The 17,783-nt window shown below is 57.0% G+C and carries 18 protein-coding genes and 1 riboswitch; of the genes, 12 read left to right on the plus strand and 6 right to left on the minus strand.

Going from position 1 to position 17,783, the window contains the following annotated elements:
• Positions 1 to 35 precede the first annotated feature (35 nt).
• Positions 36 to 1,043, plus strand: a complete 1,008-nt coding sequence (gene cobT, locus L1065_RS10515; RefSeq protein ID WP_237095429.1) for a nicotinate-nucleotide--dimethylbenzimidazole phosphoribosyltransferase — start codon at positions 36 to 38, stop codon at positions 1,041 to 1,043.
• On the opposite strand, the gene L1065_RS10520 is transcribed toward cobT, so the two are convergent.
• On the minus strand, positions 1,040 to 2,938 hold the full coding sequence (locus L1065_RS10520; RefSeq protein WP_237095430.1) for a monovalent cation:proton antiporter-2 (CPA2) family protein: 1,899 nt from the start codon (positions 2,936 to 2,938) through the stop codon (positions 1,040 to 1,042). The genes cobT and L1065_RS10520 overlap by 4 nt on opposite strands.
• Positions 2,939 to 3,061: 123 nt before the next feature.
• Positions 3,062 to 5,353: a hypothetical protein gene (locus L1065_RS10525; RefSeq protein WP_237095431.1), complete on the minus strand. Its 2,292-nt coding sequence runs from the start codon at positions 5,351 to 5,353 to the stop codon at positions 3,062 to 3,064.
• 131 nt (positions 5,354 to 5,484) lie between these two features.
• Between L1065_RS10525 and L1065_RS10530 the strand changes: the two genes are divergently transcribed.
• On the plus strand, positions 5,485 to 6,171 hold the full coding sequence (locus L1065_RS10530) for an SIMPL domain-containing protein (RefSeq protein WP_237095432.1): 687 nt from the start codon (positions 5,485 to 5,487) through the stop codon (positions 6,169 to 6,171).
• 1 nt (position 6,172) lies between these two features.
• On the opposite strand, the gene L1065_RS10535 is transcribed toward L1065_RS10530, so the two are convergent.
• Complete coding sequence (locus L1065_RS10535; RefSeq protein ID WP_237095433.1) at positions 6,173 to 7,471, minus strand: O-acetylhomoserine aminocarboxypropyltransferase/cysteine synthase family protein; 1,299 nt, start codon at positions 7,469 to 7,471, stop codon at positions 6,173 to 6,175.
• 68 nt (positions 7,472 to 7,539) lie between these two features.
• On the opposite strand from L1065_RS10535, the gene L1065_RS10540 reads away from it, so the two are divergent.
• Positions 7,540 to 7,953, plus strand: coding sequence for a VOC family protein (locus L1065_RS10540; RefSeq protein ID WP_237095434.1), 414 nt, complete (start codon positions 7,540 to 7,542; stop codon positions 7,951 to 7,953).
• Here the strand turns inward: L1065_RS10540 and L1065_RS10545 are convergent.
• Together L1065_RS10545 and L1065_RS10550 are read right to left on the minus strand one after the other, a co-directional pair.
• Entirely contained in the window at positions 7,950 to 9,524 is a 1,575-nt protein-coding gene (locus tag L1065_RS10545; protein WP_237095435.1) for a hypothetical protein, read from the minus strand. The two genes, L1065_RS10540 and L1065_RS10545, sit on opposite strands and share 4 nt — an antisense overlap.
• The gene (locus L1065_RS10550; RefSeq protein WP_237095436.1) at positions 9,521 to 10,525 is read right to left on the minus strand and encodes a hypothetical protein; all 1,005 of its coding nucleotides are present in this window, start codon (positions 10,523 to 10,525) and stop codon (positions 9,521 to 9,523) included. Before L1065_RS10550 ends, L1065_RS10545 begins: the two co-directional genes overlap by 4 nt.
• A gap of 115 nt (positions 10,526 to 10,640) precedes the next feature.
• A riboswitch (cobalamin riboswitch) is annotated at positions 10,641 to 10,861 on the plus strand.
• A 119-nt stretch (positions 10,862 to 10,980) separates the two neighbouring features.
• On the opposite strand from L1065_RS10550, the gene L1065_RS10555 reads away from it, so the two are divergent.
• The 4 genes from L1065_RS10555 to L1065_RS10570 are packed head-to-tail and all read left to right on the plus strand — an operon-like array spanning position 10,981 to position 14,161.
• Complete coding sequence (locus tag L1065_RS10555; protein ID WP_237095437.1) at positions 10,981 to 11,388, plus strand: DUF1636 domain-containing protein; 408 nt, start codon at positions 10,981 to 10,983, stop codon at positions 11,386 to 11,388.
• Positions 11,385 to 12,185, plus strand: a complete 801-nt coding sequence (locus L1065_RS10560) for an ABC transporter ATP-binding protein (protein ID WP_237095438.1) — start codon at positions 11,385 to 11,387, stop codon at positions 12,183 to 12,185. The genes L1065_RS10555 and L1065_RS10560 overlap by 4 nt, the downstream gene beginning before the upstream one ends.
• On the plus strand, positions 12,182 to 13,117 hold the full coding sequence (locus L1065_RS10565; RefSeq protein WP_237095439.1) for an ABC transporter substrate-binding protein: 936 nt from the start codon (positions 12,182 to 12,184) through the stop codon (positions 13,115 to 13,117). Before L1065_RS10560 ends, L1065_RS10565 begins: the two co-directional genes overlap by 4 nt.
• A gap of 9 nt (positions 13,118 to 13,126) precedes the next feature.
• Complete coding sequence (locus tag L1065_RS10570) at positions 13,127 to 14,161, plus strand: iron ABC transporter permease (RefSeq protein WP_237095440.1); 1,035 nt, start codon at positions 13,127 to 13,129, stop codon at positions 14,159 to 14,161.
• Positions 14,162 to 14,337: 176 nt separating this feature from the next.
• Here L1065_RS10570 and cueR read toward each other — a convergent pair whose 3' ends face one another.
• Positions 14,338 to 14,721 (minus strand): Cu(I)-responsive transcriptional regulator, encoded by a 384-nt coding sequence (gene cueR / locus L1065_RS10575; RefSeq protein WP_237095441.1) that lies wholly within the window; start codon positions 14,719 to 14,721, stop codon positions 14,338 to 14,340.
• A gap of 144 nt (positions 14,722 to 14,865) precedes the next feature.
• Between cueR and L1065_RS10580 the strand changes: the two genes are divergently transcribed.
• The 5 genes from L1065_RS10580 to L1065_RS10600 all read left to right on the plus strand — a co-directional run bounded on the left by L1065_RS10580 (position 14,866) and on the right by L1065_RS10600 (position 17,778).
• The gene (locus L1065_RS10580; RefSeq protein ID WP_237095442.1) at positions 14,866 to 15,333 is read left to right on the plus strand and encodes a DUF305 domain-containing protein; all 468 of its coding nucleotides are present in this window, start codon (positions 14,866 to 14,868) and stop codon (positions 15,331 to 15,333) included.
• A gap of 20 nt (positions 15,334 to 15,353) precedes the next feature.
• Complete coding sequence (locus tag L1065_RS10585; protein ID WP_237095443.1) at positions 15,354 to 16,103, plus strand: glutaredoxin; 750 nt, start codon at positions 15,354 to 15,356, stop codon at positions 16,101 to 16,103.
• A 69-nt stretch (positions 16,104 to 16,172) separates the two neighbouring features.
• Positions 16,173 to 16,607, plus strand: coding sequence for a cytochrome c (locus L1065_RS10590; RefSeq protein ID WP_370641174.1), 435 nt, complete (start codon positions 16,173 to 16,175; stop codon positions 16,605 to 16,607).
• 35 nt (positions 16,608 to 16,642) lie between these two features.
• Positions 16,643 to 16,984 (plus strand): copper resistance CopC family protein, encoded by a 342-nt coding sequence (locus tag L1065_RS10595; protein ID WP_237095444.1) that lies wholly within the window; start codon positions 16,643 to 16,645, stop codon positions 16,982 to 16,984.
• 2 nt (positions 16,985 to 16,986) lie between these two features.
• On the plus strand, positions 16,987 to 17,778 hold the full coding sequence (locus tag L1065_RS10600) for a copper resistance D family protein (protein ID WP_237095445.1): 792 nt from the start codon (positions 16,987 to 16,989) through the stop codon (positions 17,776 to 17,778).
• Positions 17,779 to 17,783: the final 5 nt, after the last annotated feature.

Below are 17,783 nucleotides of genomic sequence, written 5' to 3' on the forward strand. Positions count from 1 at the left end.
TAAACAGAAGTCGAACGATTAGCAACGAGGTCCCCATGACGCAGTTTTCTTCCCTTTCCGATATTCGCCAAGCCTTGGCGGCGATGCCAATGGCTGATGAGAAGGCGCTTGATGCGGCGCGTGCGCGTAACGGACAGTTGACGAAACCGCCTGGCGCCTTGGGGCGTTTGGAGGATCTGGCGTGTTGGTATGCCAGTTGGCGGGGGCAGGCCGCACCCGTTCTGGCGGCACCGCAGGTTTTGATTTTTGCGGGCAATCACGGGGTCACAGCACAGGGCGTTTCCGCTTTTCCTGCCGAGGTCACGGTGCAAATGGTTGCAAATTTTGAACATGGCGGTGCGGCGATCAATCAACTGTCCAAGGCATTTGGGGCGCAAATGACGGTTCATCCGCTTGATTTGGATACCCCGACCGCAGATTTCACCACGGGGCCTGCAATGAGTGAGGCAGAGGTTGTTACCGCGTTTCAAACGGGATGGGACGCGGTGGACCCATTGTCCGATCTGGTGGTGACGGGAGAGATGGGCATCGGCAATACGACATCAGCCGCCGCGATTTGCGCGGCCCTTTTGGGCGGAGATCCTGGCGATTGGACTGGGCGCGGCACGGGCGTGGATGACGACGGGCTGGCGTTGAAAACCCGTGTGGTGGCACAAGGGTTGGCTGCCAATGAAAGCCGTGATCCACTGCAGGTCCTGCGCTGTTTGGGCGGGCGCGAGCTTGCGGGGATGTGCGGTGCGATCGCGCGCGCACGCGCCGAACGGATCCCCGTTATCTTGGATGGCTTTATTTGTAGCGCTGCGGCCTTGTGTCTTGAGACAGCGGAAAAAGGCACGTTGGATCACTGTGTGGCAGGGCATCTGTCGGCAGAGGGTGCACATGAAGCCTTGCTTGATGCCTTGGGTAAATCGCCGTTGTTGTCGCTCGGGCTGCGCTTGGGCGAAGGATCGGGGGCGGCTTTGGCCATAGGTGTGTTAAAAGGCGCAATCGCATGCCATTCGGGTATGGCGACATTTGCGCAAGCAGGGGTCGCAGAGGGCTAGGTATCAGGAGTTTTGCCCGCAATCGCTGCGTCTTCATCGGCGTCCAGTGATTGAACGAGGGCTGTCTCGAAATCCTTGTTCAATTCGCGGGCGCGTTCAATATAAGCCTTGTTTTTGGTGATGGGAATGTTGGGATCCCACAGTTCCGCCAATTCGCGCATCGCGCGCCGATCAAGTTTGAAGAACGTATGTTCCGTTTCTGCGGCTTCAAAATCGGTGAGCCCCATGTTTTCCAGAACGTATCGGCCTGCGCGAAGCGAGCTGTCGAACATCTCGCGCACGATGTCATCCGCGCCCGCCTGATAGAGCGCATAGGTTTGCACGCGGTCGCGGGCGCGCGCGATGATGTGAAGATCAGGGCGTTCTTTTCGCGCGTATGTCACCAACTTGATTGCGGCGTCTTTGTCGTCCAGCGCGACCACCAAGACCTGGGCCGAAGATAGCCCCGCAGCATGCAGCATATCGGGGCGGGTTGGATCGCCAAAAAAGCCCCTGAACCCGAAGGTGCGCATCAGTTCTACGGTTTTGAGGTTGTTGTCTATTACAACGGTTTTGAAGCCTGCCATCTGAACCAGGCGGTTGATGACTTGGCCAAATCGCCCGATCCCGGCAATGATGATGTGGGCGGCTTCATCTTGGTCAATGGTGTCATGGGGTGTGGTGTCGGCCTCTTCCATCCGGTGTTGCAACAGATCATAGGCGATAAACAACAGCGGTGTGATCAGCATGGACAGCGCCACGATCAGCAGCAGCCGATCCGCAAGAAAGGGTGGTAAGACATTTGTTTGCAACGAAAAGCTGATCAGGACAAAGCCGAATTCGCCAGCCTGCGCCAGCCCAAGTGTGAACAGCCATTGATCGCGCCCTTTAAGGTGAAAGAGCCGTCCCAAGAGATAAAGAACGGCGCCCTTGATCAGCATCACGGCAAGGGTAAGACCGATGATGGACAAAGGAGATTTGAAGAGCGTCGCAAAGTCGATGCCCGCGCCGACGGTAATAAAGAAAAGCCCCAAAAGCAGTCCCTTGAAGGGTTCAAGATCACTTTCGAGTTCGTGGCGAAATTCCGAGTTTGCCAAGACAACGCCTGCCAGAAACGTGCCCAAAGCGGGCGAAAGTCCGACCAGCCCCATCAATACGGCTGTGCCCACGACCATCAAAAGGGCCAGCGCGGTATACATCTCGCGCAGGCGCGCATGGTGGATATAGCGAAACACGGGACGGGTCAGATAGATGCCCGCCAGAACAACAGCGACCATCGCACCGATGGTCACAAGGGTCACGCCCCATCCCGGCAGCCCATCGACAAGCGACATGGCGTGATGGCCGTGATCGTCGTCTTTGCCAAGGTTCATCGATCCATCGGGATTAAGCTGTGGTAACAGGGGCATTGCCAATAGGGGCAAAAAGGCCAGCATCGGGATCACTGCGATGTCTTGTGTCAGCAAGACCGAGAAGGTTGACCGTCCACCGCCCGTCTGCATCAGGCCCTTTTCGGCCAAGGTTTGCAGCACAATCGCAGTAGATGACAGGGCGAAGATCAACCCAATGGCCAGAGCGATTGTCCACGGTTGCCCAAGCGCCATTGCACCACCCATGATAAGAAGCGTGGTCACGCTCACTTGCAAGCCGCCCAGACCAATCAAACGGTCCCGCATGTCCCAAAGCGCACGGGGCTCAAGCTCTAGCCCGATCAGAAACAGCATCATCACAACGCCGAATTCCGCAAAGTGTTTAAGGTCTTCTGTCTCCGAGCCGACCAAGCCGAACAAGGGTCCAATCACGATACCCGCCAAAAGATATCCAAGCACAGAGCCAAGCCCCAGACGCGCCGCAAGAGGCACCGCAATGACCGCCGCCCCAAGATAGATCGTGGCTTGAAAGAGGAAACTTTCCATTTAGGGGCCTTTGGGGATGAGTGCTATGACTGGCGCGGGCAGCGCGGTGAGTATGTCATGTGGTAGCGGACGTGCCTAGGTCTGTTTGCCCGCGAAATCACGTTTCGCGTGCATTTCGGCAGGTTAGCTGCTTGGGACTTTCAGGCGGATGGTTTCGCCGCGTTTGACGTAGCGCAATTCTGACTGGTTGATCGCAGCGACGCGGCCACCGTCCACGCGGTCTCCGACCTTAACCCGCACGTAACGTCCGTTTTTCAAGCGCACCAGCGCACGGCGCGAACTTGTTTTGCCGTACACGCCAATCAGGTTGATGCGCCGCAGGTTGATTTCATTTTTCAGCGTGGCATTGCGCGCGACCGACGACGGGGTTGTGCCTGATGGCCGCACAGTGCGAGGGGCAACAGATGCCACAGCACGCCCGCTATCGGCAGGGGCGGCTTGCTCTTTTTGGCGGGCGACACGGCGGTCAAAATTACGGGGGCGGGGCTTTGGCGTGATCGAACGCGCAACCGCTTGGGCTGTGCCTTGTGGCTTGGGCGCAGGTGCCGTGGTCTCGGGCACATCTGCGGGCTTTGGATCGATGGGGACAAGCGACGGGTTGTTTGCGGGCGGCGCAACAGCCGCCACGGTGGGTTCGGGCGCAGGGTCTGGGGCGGGTGCGGGCACAAGGCCACTGGGGCGCAGCTGAGGCCGCAAGGCCGCCAGCTCTGAACGCGAATAGCCGCCCAAGACCTGCCGTTCGTTGGTATCGACCAGATTGCCGGGCCGCGCCTTTGGCCGCAAAGCTGCCAAGGCCGGGTCAACTTCGGGTTCTGGTGCCTCTGGCTGAACGGTGCGGACGGGCGGGACAACGGGTGGTTTGCCGGCAAAAACCGTGATGCCGTCCGGGCTGAGCGTGCCTTCGGGCGAGGGGGCCACCATCCCGTCCTCGCCCAGAACAAAGGCTTGGCCTGCGGCAGTCGGATTGCTCAGACGTCCCGGCAGATCATCACTCAGCAATCGGCGCACAGAGGGTAGGGCAACTGCATCGGAAATCCCCACCATTGGATCAAGGGACGCCACGTATAGGCTATCCAGCTCGGACGCGCCCGGGATAAGCTGCGGAGATGGCGCACGCTGCCAAATGCCCGTGTCGGCATAAGCCTGTCGCGCATCTTGCAAAGACATGGATGGCACGCGGGCAGGCGGGTCGGACCGTTGAGGGCGCAACGGCAAGGCTTGCAATGTTGCTTCAACGGGCTGCGTGCTTGGAAGGCCGGGTTCGCTGACCGCATCAGTGAGTTCTTCACTGCTAGGGACAGCGAACGCGGGGTCACTTGGATCAAGACCTTCTTGGCTGGCGATTTCGGTGTCGGACGTCCACAGGCGGCTCAAGCTGGCGCTGTCCCAACCGCCTGCGATCAAAGCCACAATCAACAAAAACGCCAGCAAAACGCCTGTCAGAATAAGCGCAAGATAGCGCGATGCCCCACCGCGTGGTTTGGCAGCCAGCGGCACATCGGATTTTTTGGTTGCCATGGGTGTGGGCGCAGGCGTTTGCGCTGCGGCGTCAGGCAGGCCTGTGACGGGTGCTGCGCGTGTCGCAGCGGGGGGGTCTTGCGTGCCAAGCGGTGGTGTGGCCGCAACAGGTTGGGGGGTGCCTCGTGATGCGCCACCCAAGGTTGGGGTTTGCGCGGTTTCGCCGCGATCCGTGGCAATCGGTACGGCCACGGGAGCGGCCAATTTCGGCTCTAGATTTTCGTCCAGCGCAACCGTGCGTTTCGTGGCAAAGGCTACATTTTGCGCGCTGTCTGCGTCGCCTTCTGTGCTTTCATCGGACGCGGCTTGCGCGGTCTGTGCAAGATAGTCGTTCAATGGCCCTGCGATAGGCAATATCTGCGCATCCCGCGACACGGTTTCGCCCTTGTCCAAAAGGGAGGCCGCCGCTGCGGCGGTGCCAAAAAACGGCTCGGCTGTGCCATCAGTGTTGAGGAATGTCCCGTCATCTGGAGTTGCGACAAAGCTGACGGGGTTCAGACCGTTTTCTGCAGCAAACCCTTCGGCTTCGCCCAGAGTTTCAAGCGCAACCGCCGCGATATAGGTTTTGTCTGCCGTGCTTGCCCAATCTATTGCCAATTCATCGAGCATGTAAGGCGTTTGGCCTTCCATCGCGGCATTGACAGCAGCAAGCTGTTCGCTTTTGGACCCCTTAACCACAGGAATGGTGATATATTTGATTTGATCGTTTGGGATGATCAGTTTGGCGCGAAAAGGCGCATCAGTGGCTTTTTCGACGCTCTGGATCAATGGGGTGAGCGCCGCGCCCAGATCAGCGCTATCAAGGGGTACTTTTCCAGCTGTATACCATGCATCAGCCGTTCGGGCGTGCACGCTGATCCCTTCAACCGATAAACCGACTAACGCGTTGGGTTTCATATTTTGCCCTGCTCACACTGCTGCTTTTTCCAATATTTACTATGTCTGCCGCCCAAGGGAAAGAAAAAGCCAAGGAATGGGCGGCGGTTTGCGTCATAACCTGTAGAAAGTGTCAAAAAGGAGTGGTCCATATGCGGATGCTATGCGCGTTTAGTTTCATTTTTGTTATCCTTGCGAACGGTGTTTGGGCGCAAAGCGATCAGCGGTTCATGACAATCGAAGGCGTCGGCGTTGTCCAAGCAGTGCCCGATATGGCCGTGATCCAGCTTGGGGTGACCACACAGGCGCCCACGGCAGAAGCCGCGCTTGCACAGGCATCTGCCAAGATGCAGGCCGCGATGGACAGTTTGGCGTCATTGGACGTGGCCCGCGTGGACATGCAAACAAGCGATCTTTCGCTTTCGCCCATTTTTGACCGACAGCAAACGCGCGAGAATGCCCCGACAATCATTGGATATCAGACGGGCAACCGGCTGTCTGTCACTGTGCGTGATCTGGATAATCTAGGCGCGATCCTCGATGCGGTCGCGCGCGACGGGCTCAACCAGTTTTGGGGGCTCCAATTTTCATTGGCAGAGCCGCGCGCTGCAACAGATGACGCGCGCAAATTGGCGGTCGCCGATGCCCGTGCAAAGGCCGAGCTTTACGCGCAGGCGGCGGGCGTGACCCTTGGGGCATTAACCAATTTGGCGGAAGGTGGCGGCCAAGCGGCGCCAATGATGGTGCAGATGGAGGCGGCCCGCAGTGCGGTGCCAGTTGCCGAAGGGCAGGTCAGCCAAACCGCGCGGGTTCGCCTGACCTATGAGATTGTGGACTGAATTATGCAGTGGCTTTGGCCAGAGCCTGATCCAGATCGGCGATGATGTCATCGGCGTCTTCCAGACCGATGGAGACGCGCACGACCTCGGGGGCGGCGCCTGCTGCTTTTTGTTGTTCGGCCGTCAGTTGGCGGTGGGTGGTGCTGGCCGAATGGATGATCAGCGACCGTGCATCGCCGAGGTTGGCGACGTGGCTGAAAATCTCAAGATTATCAACGAGCTTCACACATGCCTCATAGCCGCCTTTGACAGCAAAGGTGAACAAGGATGACGCACCGCGTGGGCAGATCTTTTCCACCAAATGGTTGTAGGGCGAGGACTTGAGGCCCGCATAGGTCACGTAGTCGATACGCGGATCGTTCTCCAGCCAGTTGGCCACTTTGACCGCGTTTTCAACATGACGGTCCATGCGCAGCGAAAGCGTTTCGATGCCCATCAACGTGTAATGCGCGGCTTGTGGGTTCATGGTCATGCCCAGATCACGCAGGCCGATGGCGATGCCGTGGAAGGTAAAGGCAAGCGGGCCAAAGGTTTCTGCAAACTTCAGGCCGTGATAGGCGGGTTCGGGTTGCGACAGCGACGGGAATTTGTCGTTGGCGGCCCAATCGAACTTACCGCTGTCCACAACGCACCCCCCCGTGACCGAGCCGTTGCCGGTCAGGTATTTCGTGGTCGAGTGAACGACCAGTGTTGCGCCGTGTTCAATCGGGCGACACAGGTAGGGGGTGGCGGTGGTGTTATCGACGATCAGCGGGATGCCCGCGGCGTCAGACACAGCCGAAATGGCATCAAGATCAGTGATGTGGCCACCTGGGTTGGCCACGGCTTCGCAGAACACCGCGCGGGTGTCGTCGTCGATGGCGTCTGCCACGGCCTTCGGATCGTCGAAGTCCACGAATTTGGCCGACCAGCCGAAGCGTTTGATCGTCTGGCTGAACTGGGTGACCGTGCCGCCGTAAAGCCGCGTGGAGACAACGACGTTCTTGCCCGGCGTCATCAGCGGGAACAGCGCCATGATCTGGGCCGCGTGCCCCGATGAACAGCATACCGCACCTGCGCCGCCTTCCAGTGTCGCGATGCGTTCTTGCAACACGGCCACGGTGGGATTGGTCAGTCGCGAATAGATGTAGCCGACTTCTTGCAGGTTGAACAATGCCGCTGCATGGTCTGCATCGCGGAACACATAAGCGGTGCTTTGGTAAATCGGTGTATTGCGCGCACCTGTTGCAGGGTCGGGGCGGGCACCTGCGTGAATTTGCAACGTGTCAAAGCCATAGGTTGGGCCATTTTGATCGGTCATCGTGGTCTCTCCTTTACGTTGGAGCAACGCTTATGGCAGAACCCTGTTAGGCTCAAGTGGAGGACCCGATGCCACATCCGTTTCATCTGGCGATAAATGTTCATGATCTTGATGAGACCCGTGCGTTTTACGGCGGCGTTTTGGGGTGCACCGAAGGGCGCAGCACCGAAACTTGGGTTGATTTTGATATGTTCGGGCATCAGCTGAGCTTTCATCTGGGACCTGTTATGAAAACCCAAGCCACCGGAAAGGTCGGTGCGCATCTGGTGCCGATGCCGCATTTCGGGTTGGTGTTGCCTTTAGAGGATTGGACGGCGCTTGCCGGACGATTGGAAGAGCATCAGACAGATTTCATCTTGTCACCGCAGGTGCGGTTTAAGGGCGAGCCCGGGGAGCAATGGACGATGTTTTTCCGCGACCCCAGTGGAAACCCCATCGAGGTGAAGGGGTATGCGCAGATGGACGGTGTTTTTGCCACTTAGGTTTTCGGGCAGGTCCGGTGATATAGAAACAGCTTGATCGGGCGCTTTTCGATCACAGGGGACCACATGCCTGCATGTGCCTCGCGTGGGCGGTCATGCCATTCAAGGGCATAGCAGGCCTCAAATTCTGGCAATTCGTTCAGTTGATAATCCATGCGGAAGATCGGCAGCTCACTTGGCAGGCCCGTGGCCGTGCCGAAGATGATAATGTCGGGTTCGCGCGACAATACATAAGCCGCATCGCCCTTGGCATGGCCGGGGATGGCCATTGCCTCGCTCATGGCACCGACGGCATCTGACTTGGCGATATGCGGGTCATTTAGCCCAAGAGTGTCGATATAGGTGTGGTGCGTTGCAAAATACGGGGTGGCGCCTGCTGTGGCGACCGCAATCAGTTTTGGGGCAGGTTCGGTGGTGTTCAAATGATCGCCCATGATGGCCCCAAGGGCCGCAGCGGGGTCGACGTATTCGGCGGGACGGATGGCCGAAACAACCACGCCAATGATCAAAAGGGCCGCAGCAAACCCCACGCGCATGTTGGGGGCCAGCTGTGCAAGGACCGCTGCCGTTGACATGACAAGAAGGGGTGTCAGAGGCACCAGAAACCGCGCGTTGGGCATGTGATCACCGCCCGACCAAAGCACATAGACAAGGACCAAGGCGGCCACAGTCAAGCACGCCTTGAAGATGCGCCGCGCGTTTTGATCGCCCACCCCCGAGCGGTTCAAAAGACCGATCGCCAAAAGCCAGAGCGCAGGCAGCACCACAAGGCACATGCCAAGATAGGTGATCCCGCTGCTAAGCCGTTCGGCGGTATTCACACCGACTTTCGCGTAAAACGTCAAAGGCAAAAGCTCGCCGTAGACTTGCAAGCGGATGATGACATGGGTGATCAACACCAAGGCCGATACCGTGCCTATCGCAACGAAATGGGCGATGCGGCGTGCAGGGGAGACGGGCGCGAAGGCAAGAATTGCAAACCCCAGGCCCAGATTTGCAATCAGCGTGTCGGGGCGTGTCAGATACCCAAGGGCGAAAAATGCAGATGCCAGAAATGACAGCCACAAAGCATCGCGGCCCATCAATATCTGTTTGGCGCAAAGATATGCGGCGGCGGTAAAAACGGCCACCAACACGGCCTCTAGCCCGCCGAAAATCCAACAGATGACAGGCACCGAGACGACAGATGACATCGCCGCCATCCGTGCGCCCATGCGCAAGTGAAACCCGTCTGTCAGGGCCCACGCCAGCGGGAGGAGGACCGCAAAAGCGATCCAGTTGATGACTTGGGCCGCAAGCATGGGGTCCAGCCCGAAACGGATCAGCGCGGCGGACAACAAAACATGCAAAAGGTTGGTGTAGCCTTCCGTCATCTCGCCCAAATTCCAGGCCAATTCGCCGTGCAGGGCCAGGTTTCGGGCATATCGCAAGGAAATCAACGCATCATCGTGGAAGAAGGCCGCCATTTTCCATGTGGCAATGCCGAAAATCAGAACCAGAAGGAACAAAGCCGCCAGATCGAAGGTTCGGCTGAACCCGATAAGGCGGGGGGCGTCGGGCTGCCCGCTCATCGCATCCAATACCCTTCGCGTTTGAGCGCGTTGCGGATGGCTTGTTCGCGGCGTGGCAAATCGTTTTGATCAAAAAGGGCACGCGCTTTGTGGCCGCGTTTTTGATAGATCATCCGTTTCATCGGATCATACTGTTTGAGGATCTTTTTGATCTTGTTTGGTTCGCTCACGCGTTCAAGCACCTCAACCACCGCATCGCTTTCGCGCGCATAGAGCAGCGGCAGAAGGCGGTAGTGACAGGTGATTTCGCCGTCCAAAAGGCCTTGTGGAAGTGCATCGCGCCTGCCGCCAAACGAATGGATGACAAGGGGCAATGCAACTTGGTCAAGCCATGGGTTTAATTCTTGCAAGACCAGTTCTTCTGGGCGGTCATCGCGTATCGCAAGCGCATATTCCAAGAACCGTGCGCCGAATTGCTTTGGGCATTTGTAGTAAAAAAAGCCTGCGTTAAAATAGAGGTGGCGTTTCCAGTATTCCTCTGGTTGTCCCAGATCGAGGCTGCTTTCATAGTCCAGCCCGAACTTGTCATAAAGCGACTTCCATGTGGCGGCATAGCCCGGCCAATACAATTCCTCTTTTGGCCATGTCCCACTGACACGCGTGCTGGCGGATGGAACGTCAAAATCAAACGGTACGCGCGTCAGATCACCTGTGACCAACGTATCGGTATCAAAAAAGACAAAGGGTTCGCCGTCTGGCAGCACGCTTAGGCCTTCGATCTTGTTTCCGTATGGGTAGGCTTGACCGAAGTGTTTGGTCTCAAAGGGCACGATCTGGGCACCAAGCTCGATCAAAGCTTGGCGCACGGGACCGTCAGGGATGCGCGGGTCGCCGTTCCACAGCGGCCCGTTTTGCGGCTCGGCCACAAACAGTTGTCCCGACCAGTCGGGTGAATTGGCGCGTAAAGAGGCCGCAAACAAAACAGCCTCATACATCAAGCGGCCGTTTTGCCCGACGATCATAATATTGAAGTTTGTAGTGCCTGTGTTGCCCTGCGCCATTTGCCTGATCTTTCGAGCTGCTGCGCCTTACGTTATACGCGCTGACACGCGAATGTCATGGGACAATATGCACAATCTGCACCGCGGCTTCGAACTTGACCCCTTCGGCCTTTTCAATCACACAAACTGCGATGGTTCCCACACGCCGAATATGCGTTTGGGATGAAAAGGGAATACGGTGAGGAAGAGCCACTTCGCGCCAAATCCGTAGCTGCCCCCGCAACTGTGAGCGGTGAGTGACCCCGATAGATACCACTGGACCCGATCGGGTTTGGGAAGGTTCGGGCAAACTTTGATCCGCAAGTCAGGAGACCTGCCATCTCGCGGCATGAAACTGCCGTTGTTTTAACTTTAGCCAGACGGGGGGTCTGGAAGGAAGGCCATGATGGACAGGCACGCCCCTTGTGTCTGCATCATGTCTGACTTTTCGCCCCGCCCGTATCGCGGAGGGCGATATGGACACCGATACCAAGCACCGAATTGCGGTTTGCACCTCGTGCAAGCACAAAGGCACACAGATTGGACCGGGTCATGCATTGATCGACACGTTGCGCAGTGCTTTGCGTGCGCATGGCGACCCTGCCGTGCAGTCTTTTGAGGTGTCTGCCGTTGCCTGCATGGCGGGCTGTGACCGGCCTTGTGCAGTGGCTTATCATGCGACGGGTAAGGCCAGTTATTTGTTTGGTGATCTGGACCCCGAGACAGACATCCCAGATATGGTGCGCTTTGCCGGTGATTACGCGGCTATGGATGATGGCTGGTGCGCCTCTGTCGATCGTCCGGGCAAATTGCGGACGTCGACGATTGCGCGCATTCCAACCCTGCTGTTTGACGCCCAATCGAAAAAGGTCAAAGCGTCATGACCGCCGCGGCGCTCTCTGTCCAAGGCGCAAGTTGGGCTGCCAAAACGTCGGAGGACGTGATTTTGCATCCAACGTCTTTTCAGGTCGAAGCAGGACATGTTTTGGGCGTTGTGGGACCAAACGGTGCGGGTAAGTCGACGTTGCTTCGTTTGCTGTACCGGTTCCAAAAACCGACATCTGGATCCATCCGTGTGGATGGCGTGGATATCTGGGATATGCCCGCACGGGCCGTTGCCTGCCAGATCGCGGCTGTTTTGCAAGAACAGGCCTCTGCCTTTGGCTTGTCTGTGCGCGAGATTGTCCGCTTGGGCCGAACGCCTTATCGCGCGGGCTTGGGCAATACCCGCGGGGCAGGGCAAGGCATTGTTGACGACGTGCTGCGCAAGTTGGACCTGCAAGATCTGGCAGCGCGCGATTTTGCGACCCTGTCGGGCGGTGAAAAACAGCGGGTGATGATCGCGCGCGCCTTGGCGCAAGAGCCGAAAATCCTTGTGTTGGACGAACCGACCAACCACCTTGACGTGCGCCATCAGCTTGAGGTCATCTCTCTGATCCGCGATCTGGATGTGACAATCGTTGTCTCGCTTCATGATCTTAATGTGGCCAGTGGCATCTGCGATGATGTCTTGGTGCTGGACGGTGGCCACCCGCAAGGCTTTGGCCCGCCCCACACCGTATTGACCGATGCTTTGGTGTCAAAAACATTCCGCGTCGATGCACAACGCGAACATCTTGCGCCAAGTGGCACATCCCATTTTTCCTTCAATCTTCCAACGGATCGAGACCAACGCCTATGAAACACGTCGCTTTCACGCTTTCTTTTCTTGCCATGGCAGGCCCTGCATTTGCCCAAACCACGGTACAAAGCTGCGACCGTGAGGTGACTTTTGAACGCCCGCCCCAATCAGCCGTTTCAAATGATGTGAACCTGACCGAAATGATGCTGGTTCTGGGGCTTGCGGACCGGATGGTTGGCTACACAGGCATTTCGGGGTGGAAAACGCTGGACGAAGATATGACGATGGGCGTGGAACAACTGCCCGAACTGTCGGCCAAATACCCGTCCAAAGAGGTGCTGATCGGTGCGGACGCCGATTTCTTCTTTGCGGGGTGGAATTACGGTATGAAAGTGGGGGGGGAGGTCACGCCCGAAACGCTGGCGCCCTTTGGGATCAAGGTCTATGAGCTGACAGAAAGCTGTATCCATATCGGCCAAAAGGCTGCGGCATCGATGGAGGATATGTATAACGATCTGCGCAATCTGGGGGCCATTTTTGATGTGTCCGCGCGTGCCGAACGCCTGATCGATGGCTACAAGGCCGAGCTGTCTGAGTTTTTGGCGCAACAGCCTGCCTTGCAAACCGCGCCGCGTGTTTTCGTCTATGACAGCGGCGAAGATGTGCCTTTTACCGCAGGACGATATGCGATGCCCAACGCGTTGATCGAAGCGGCGGGCGGGACAAACATCATGAATGATTTTGAAAAAAGTTGGGCCACCGTCGGATGGGAAGCTGTGGTCGAGCGCAACCCGGAGGTCATCGTGATCGTGAACTACGGGGAGGTCACAGCCGATCAAAAGCGGGCATTCATGATGAACAATCCCGCTTTTTCCCAGATCGACGCAGTGAAAAACGACAGGTTTGTTGTGCTTGAATATGTTGAGGCCACACCCGGTCCGCGCAATATCAAAGCGGTAAAAACGCTCGCCGCTGCTTTGCGTGACAGGTAAGGGCGGGGGATGACACCTTCGCAAAAGACAGGACCAAACGTTTGGCGCACGGCCAGCCTTGGCTTGGTTGGGCTGGTTTTGTCCATGTCATTTGCGGTGAGTGTGGGGGCGATCCATATCCCGATGGAGACTGTTTGGGGTGTGTTGATCAATAAGGCCGCGCCAAACGCCATCGCGCCTGATTGGTCAGCAGGGCGCGAAGCGATCGTTTGGGACATTCGTCTGCCCCGTGCGATTTTAGCCGCGCTTGTAGGGGCAGGGCTGGCCATGGTGGGTGCAAGTCTGCAAGCGGTCACACGTAACCCACTGGCCGACCCTCATCTGCTTGGGATTTCGGCCGGTGGCGCGTTTGGTGCCATTCTTGCTTTGTTGCACACAGGGCTTTTTATCGGGCTTTTGACAGTGCCCTTGATGGCGTTTCTGGGGTCGCTCGGCGCGACTCTGATCGTCTTGGCTGTGTCGCAGTTTGCGTCTGCCAGCAGCGCAGATCGTTTGGTTCTGGCGGGGGTGGCGGTGTCGTTCATCGTTATGTCTGCCGCGAATGTCCTGATCTTTCTGGGCGATCCGCGCGCCACGCATACGGTTGTGTTCTGGATGCTTGGCGGGCTTGGGTTAGCACAATGGGATCAGCTCATTTACCCCGCAACTGTACTGGTGTTTTGTGGCGCATACCTTTGGTTTCAATCGGGCATGCTGAACGCCATGACCGTCGGCGATGAAACCGCAACAACGCTTGGTATTCCAGTGGCGCGGTTCCGTCTGACCGTGTTCGTCATCGGCGCCTTGATCACGGGGGTGATGGTCGCCTTTTCGGGCATCATCGGCTTTGTGGGCCTGATGATCCCGCATATCGTGCGTTTGCTGATTGGGGGCGATTACCGCCGACTGATCCCTATGTCTGCGCTCTGCGGCGCGATTTTTCTGGTCTGGGCGGACATTATTGCCCGCACCATCATGGCACCCGATGATATGCCCATCGGGATTGTCACAGGGCTGATCGGTGGCCTGTTCTTTGTGTGGTTGTTACGAAAACGGATCACCTAGTCCGGCGAACTTTGCTGCGAAAATAGCAATCATGGTGAAGTGGTGGGCGACCCTGGAATCCAGACTGATGCAAACTGTTGTAAGAGAATAATGTATATTTATCAGTTGTTTGAGTTGTTCGTGATACGCAGTCAGATCTTACCGGTGTGCAGAATTACCTTGGATTGCTCTGTCCGTTACCCAAGATAGTCGATGATCGGGCAATCGGGGCGGTGGTCGCCTCGGCATGATTTCACCAGGTGGGCCAGTTCGTCATGCAGTGACTGAAGCTCACGCTGTTTCTCTTCGATCTGCTCTAGCCTTGCCGACGCGATCTTCTTTACCTCTGCACTGTTTCGGTCCTGGTCCTGGTAGAGGTCCAGCAATTCACGGCATTCCTCGATTGTGAAGCCGAAAGCCCGTGAACGGCGGACAAAGGCCAATTTGCGAACGGCAGCGTCATCGTAACTTCGGTAGCCTACCTCTGTGCGAGAGGGTGCTTCGACCAACCCGATGTCGGCGTAGTAACGGACGGTCTTGACGGGCAAGCCTGCGGCCTTTGATGCGGCTGAAATATTCATATGCAAACTCCTTGGCCTTCTAGTTACTGGAAAGATTAAGTCAGATGCAAGAGATGAGAATTTGGGTAGCGACGGTCCATTTTTTTGGAACCCTCCTGCGCTGGAAGGTTGTTTTCCTCATGAACAATTAGATGGAGACCCAAAATGCAGACCAATACACACACCTCATTCTACGGACGCTTCTTCGCGATGGTGGGCACCTCAACCGCAATCATGTTCGGTCTGATGTATCTGAACACATACGCACTAGGACACGTATTCTTTCGTGAAACCCGCTTTTACATGACGTTTGTGATGGGTGCTGTGATGGCCGTTGTGATGTTGACATTCATGTTGGGGATGTATCGCAACACAACCGTCAACGTTGTGATCTACGCAGGGTCAGCGTTGGTGTTCGCGGTGGCCCTCTGGCTCGTTCGATCACAGGAAACCGTGCAGGACGTAAGCTGGATGAAGGCGATGATCCCGCACCATTCCATTGCAATCCTCACCAGTGAGCGGGCGGAAATTTCCGACCCTCGTGTGCAGGAACTGGCGACTTCGATCATCGAAGCACAGCGCCGTGAGATCGACGAGATGACAGCCCTGATCGCTGACCTTGAACAACAGTAATACCGACAACGGAGACCGCTATGCCCAAAGATACCAATACAAAAACCGCCACCCTTTACCGAATGGTGATGGATAATCACACGTGCCCATACGGATTGAAGTCCAAGGACCTGCTGGAACGGCAGGATTACACCGTTGATGACATCCACCTAACCACGAGGGAGCAGACGGACGCATTCAAAGAGGAGCATGGGGTGCAGACAACTCCCCAGACCTTCGTCGGCGATGAACGGATTGGCGGCTACGACGATCTTGAGGTGTATTTCGGCAAGGCTGACCCCAATGCAGATGGCACGACATACCAACCTGTGATCGCATTGTTCTCGGTCGGTGCGTTGATGGCTATCGCGCTGACCTGGCTGGTCTATGGCACGGTGTTCACAGGGCGCACGGTCGAGTGGTTCATCGCGATTTCTATGGTCCTGCTGGGTCTGCAAAAGCTTCAGGATGTCGAGAAGTTTTCAACGATGTTCTTGAACTATGACCTGCGGGCGCAGCGGTGGGTGCGGTATGGCTACGTCTACCCCTTCGTTGAGACAGGGGCGGGCCTGCTGATGATGGCTGGTGTTCTGACGTGGTTGTCGGCACCTGCGGCGCTTTTCGTTGCGGGAATCGGTGCGGTGAGTGTGTTCAAGGCGGTCTACATCGACAAACGTGAACTCAAATGTGCCTGCGTCGGCGGTGACAGCAACGTGCCATTAGGGTTCGTATCCCTGACAGAGAATCTGATGATGATCGTGATGGCCATCTGGATGCTCTCGAAGCTGTGATGCAAAACCGTGTTGACCCTCCATCTGCTGGAAGGATTACACCGACAAAAACGATGTGAGGAGGCAGTGATGGATCGGATGGTTTTGGTTGGATTGGCGGGGGTCGTCGCGGTCGCGGTCTTTGTGTTGGTGTCGGAACAGAGCGACCCGACCAATGACCTTGCATCTGCTGATGGGCAAGGTGGTGCGCTGGTTGAAATTGCCATGCCAGCGGAACTCTCGGCCAACGCCCAAATTGGGCAAACCGCCTATGAGGCCAAGTGTGCAGCCTGCCACGGGGTCAATGCGGTCGGTCAAGATGGCGTTGCTCCACCTTTGGTGCATATCATCTATGAGCCGAGCCACCATGGTGATGAAGCCTTTCAGCGGGCAGTTGCAATGGGGGTTCGGGGTCATCACTGGCCGTTTGGCAACATGCCCGCTGTTGAGGGGCTGACACGCGGTGATGTCGCTATGATCGTCGCCTACATCCGCGAATTGCAACAAGCCAACGGGATCAACTAACCCACAGTTTTACAAGAAAGAGATTTGAACGAATGATGAAAAGTATACTCCTTGCTGGATTGGTCGCGTCCTGGGCCACAAGTGCACTGGCGCACTCTCCCTTGGACAGCACGACGCCTGCGAACGAAGCTGTGGTCACACAGATGCCGACGGAGGTTCTGCTGGATTTCAAGGGTGACATCCGTTTGGCACGGGTGTCGATTATCCACGCAGACACGCACAGCATGGACATGGATTTGGGTGAGCAGACCGCTTTTACCCAGGAGTTCACGTTACCGATGCATGACATGGGCCCTGGCGAATACGTGATTGAATGGCGTGGTCTTGGTGATGACGGTCATGCCATGAATGGGACCTTCAGTTTTGTAGTAAAGTAGCCTTGCCTGATGCTTTTGGACTGGCGGCAGCCATAGTCAAATTCGCGCTCTACCTTGGTTCGCTGACCGCTGCTGGCACAATATTCGCGACTATCCTGGTTCAGCTAGATCGAACACGTGGCCTTGCAATCGGCTTCGCGGCCTTGGGGCTGGCCGCAGCCACACTCGATTTTTCGTTGCGCGGGGCCAACCTTACGGGTGACATCAGCGGGATGATCGACCGCGACATGTTGGGACTGCTGTGGAGCACACCTGTTGGAACCGCCTTCCTACTACGCCTCGTGGGAATTGGGCTGATTGTAGTTGGACTGTTCATGGAACGCATCGGGTTCTGGGCGTCTGTTTTGGGCGGGCTCATGGCGCTGTGGTCCCTCAACCAAGTCGGGCATGTGTCTGCACGTGAGGACGTTCTCCTCAGTGCTGCACTGACTGTGCACCTATTGGCAGTGGCGCTCTGGAACCGGGTGCTGACCCCGCTGAAACGCTTGGGGCTGCACTCTCGTGATCATAGATATGCGGCTCAAGTGGGACATCGGTTTGGTGTCGTGGCCGGCGTCACTGTGCCAGTTCTGATCCTCCTTGGCGTCTACATGGGTTACCAACTTGTAGGTTCGGTCACAGCCCTTTTGGGTTTGGCCGTCGCGAACAAGCTGAAGTTCATACCCGCTTTACGCCAAGGGGATGCCACAGCCGCAAGGCATCTTTCCAATTCTATAACCGTGGAATGGGCGATCATCCTAGCCGTGCTGGCTGTGACTGCCGTTCTCACGACCAACCTGACTTTGCCATCATGAGGCTT

This window comes from Nereida sp. MMG025, from assembly GCF_021654165.1.
GTDB lineage: Bacteria > Pseudomonadota > Alphaproteobacteria > Rhodobacterales > Rhodobacteraceae > Nereida.

Bases quoted from the DNA above. Each gene is read 5' to 3' on its own strand.
- cobT (WP_237095429.1), top strand. From the start codon at position 36: ATGACGCAGTTTTCTTCCCTTTCCGATATTCGCCAAGCCTTGGCGGCG.
- L1065_RS10520 (WP_237095430.1), bottom strand. From the start codon at position 2,938: ATGGAAAGTTTCCTCTTTCAAGCCACGATCTATCTTGGGGCGGCGGTC.
- L1065_RS10525 (WP_237095431.1), bottom strand. From the start codon at position 5,353: ATGAAACCCAACGCGTTAGTCGGTTTATCGGTTGAAGGGATCAGCGTG.
- L1065_RS10530 (WP_237095432.1), top strand. From the start codon at position 5,485: ATGCGGATGCTATGCGCGTTTAGTTTCATTTTTGTTATCCTTGCGAAC.
- L1065_RS10535 (WP_237095433.1), bottom strand. From the start codon at position 7,471: ATGACCGATCAAAATGGCCCAACCTATGGCTTTGACACGTTGCAAATT.
- L1065_RS10540 (WP_237095434.1), top strand. From the start codon at position 7,540: ATGCCACATCCGTTTCATCTGGCGATAAATGTTCATGATCTTGATGAG.
- L1065_RS10545 (WP_237095435.1), bottom strand. From the start codon at position 9,524: ATGAGCGGGCAGCCCGACGCCCCCCGCCTTATCGGGTTCAGCCGAACC.
- L1065_RS10550 (WP_237095436.1), bottom strand. From the start codon at position 10,525: ATGGCGCAGGGCAACACAGGCACTACAAACTTCAATATTATGATCGTC.
- L1065_RS10555 (WP_237095437.1), top strand. From the start codon at position 10,981: ATGGACACCGATACCAAGCACCGAATTGCGGTTTGCACCTCGTGCAAG.
- L1065_RS10560 (WP_237095438.1), top strand. From the start codon at position 11,385: ATGACCGCCGCGGCGCTCTCTGTCCAAGGCGCAAGTTGGGCTGCCAAA.
- L1065_RS10565 (WP_237095439.1), top strand. From the start codon at position 12,182: ATGAAACACGTCGCTTTCACGCTTTCTTTTCTTGCCATGGCAGGCCCT.
- L1065_RS10570 (WP_237095440.1), top strand. From the start codon at position 13,127: ATGACACCTTCGCAAAAGACAGGACCAAACGTTTGGCGCACGGCCAGC.
- cueR (WP_237095441.1), bottom strand. From the start codon at position 14,721: ATGAATATTTCAGCCGCATCAAAGGCCGCAGGCTTGCCCGTCAAGACC.
- L1065_RS10580 (WP_237095442.1), top strand. From the start codon at position 14,866: ATGCAGACCAATACACACACCTCATTCTACGGACGCTTCTTCGCGATG.
- L1065_RS10585 (WP_237095443.1), top strand. From the start codon at position 15,354: ATGCCCAAAGATACCAATACAAAAACCGCCACCCTTTACCGAATGGTG.
- L1065_RS10590 (WP_370641174.1), top strand. From the start codon at position 16,173: ATGGATCGGATGGTTTTGGTTGGATTGGCGGGGGTCGTCGCGGTCGCG.
- L1065_RS10595 (WP_237095444.1), top strand. From the start codon at position 16,643: ATGAAAAGTATACTCCTTGCTGGATTGGTCGCGTCCTGGGCCACAAGT.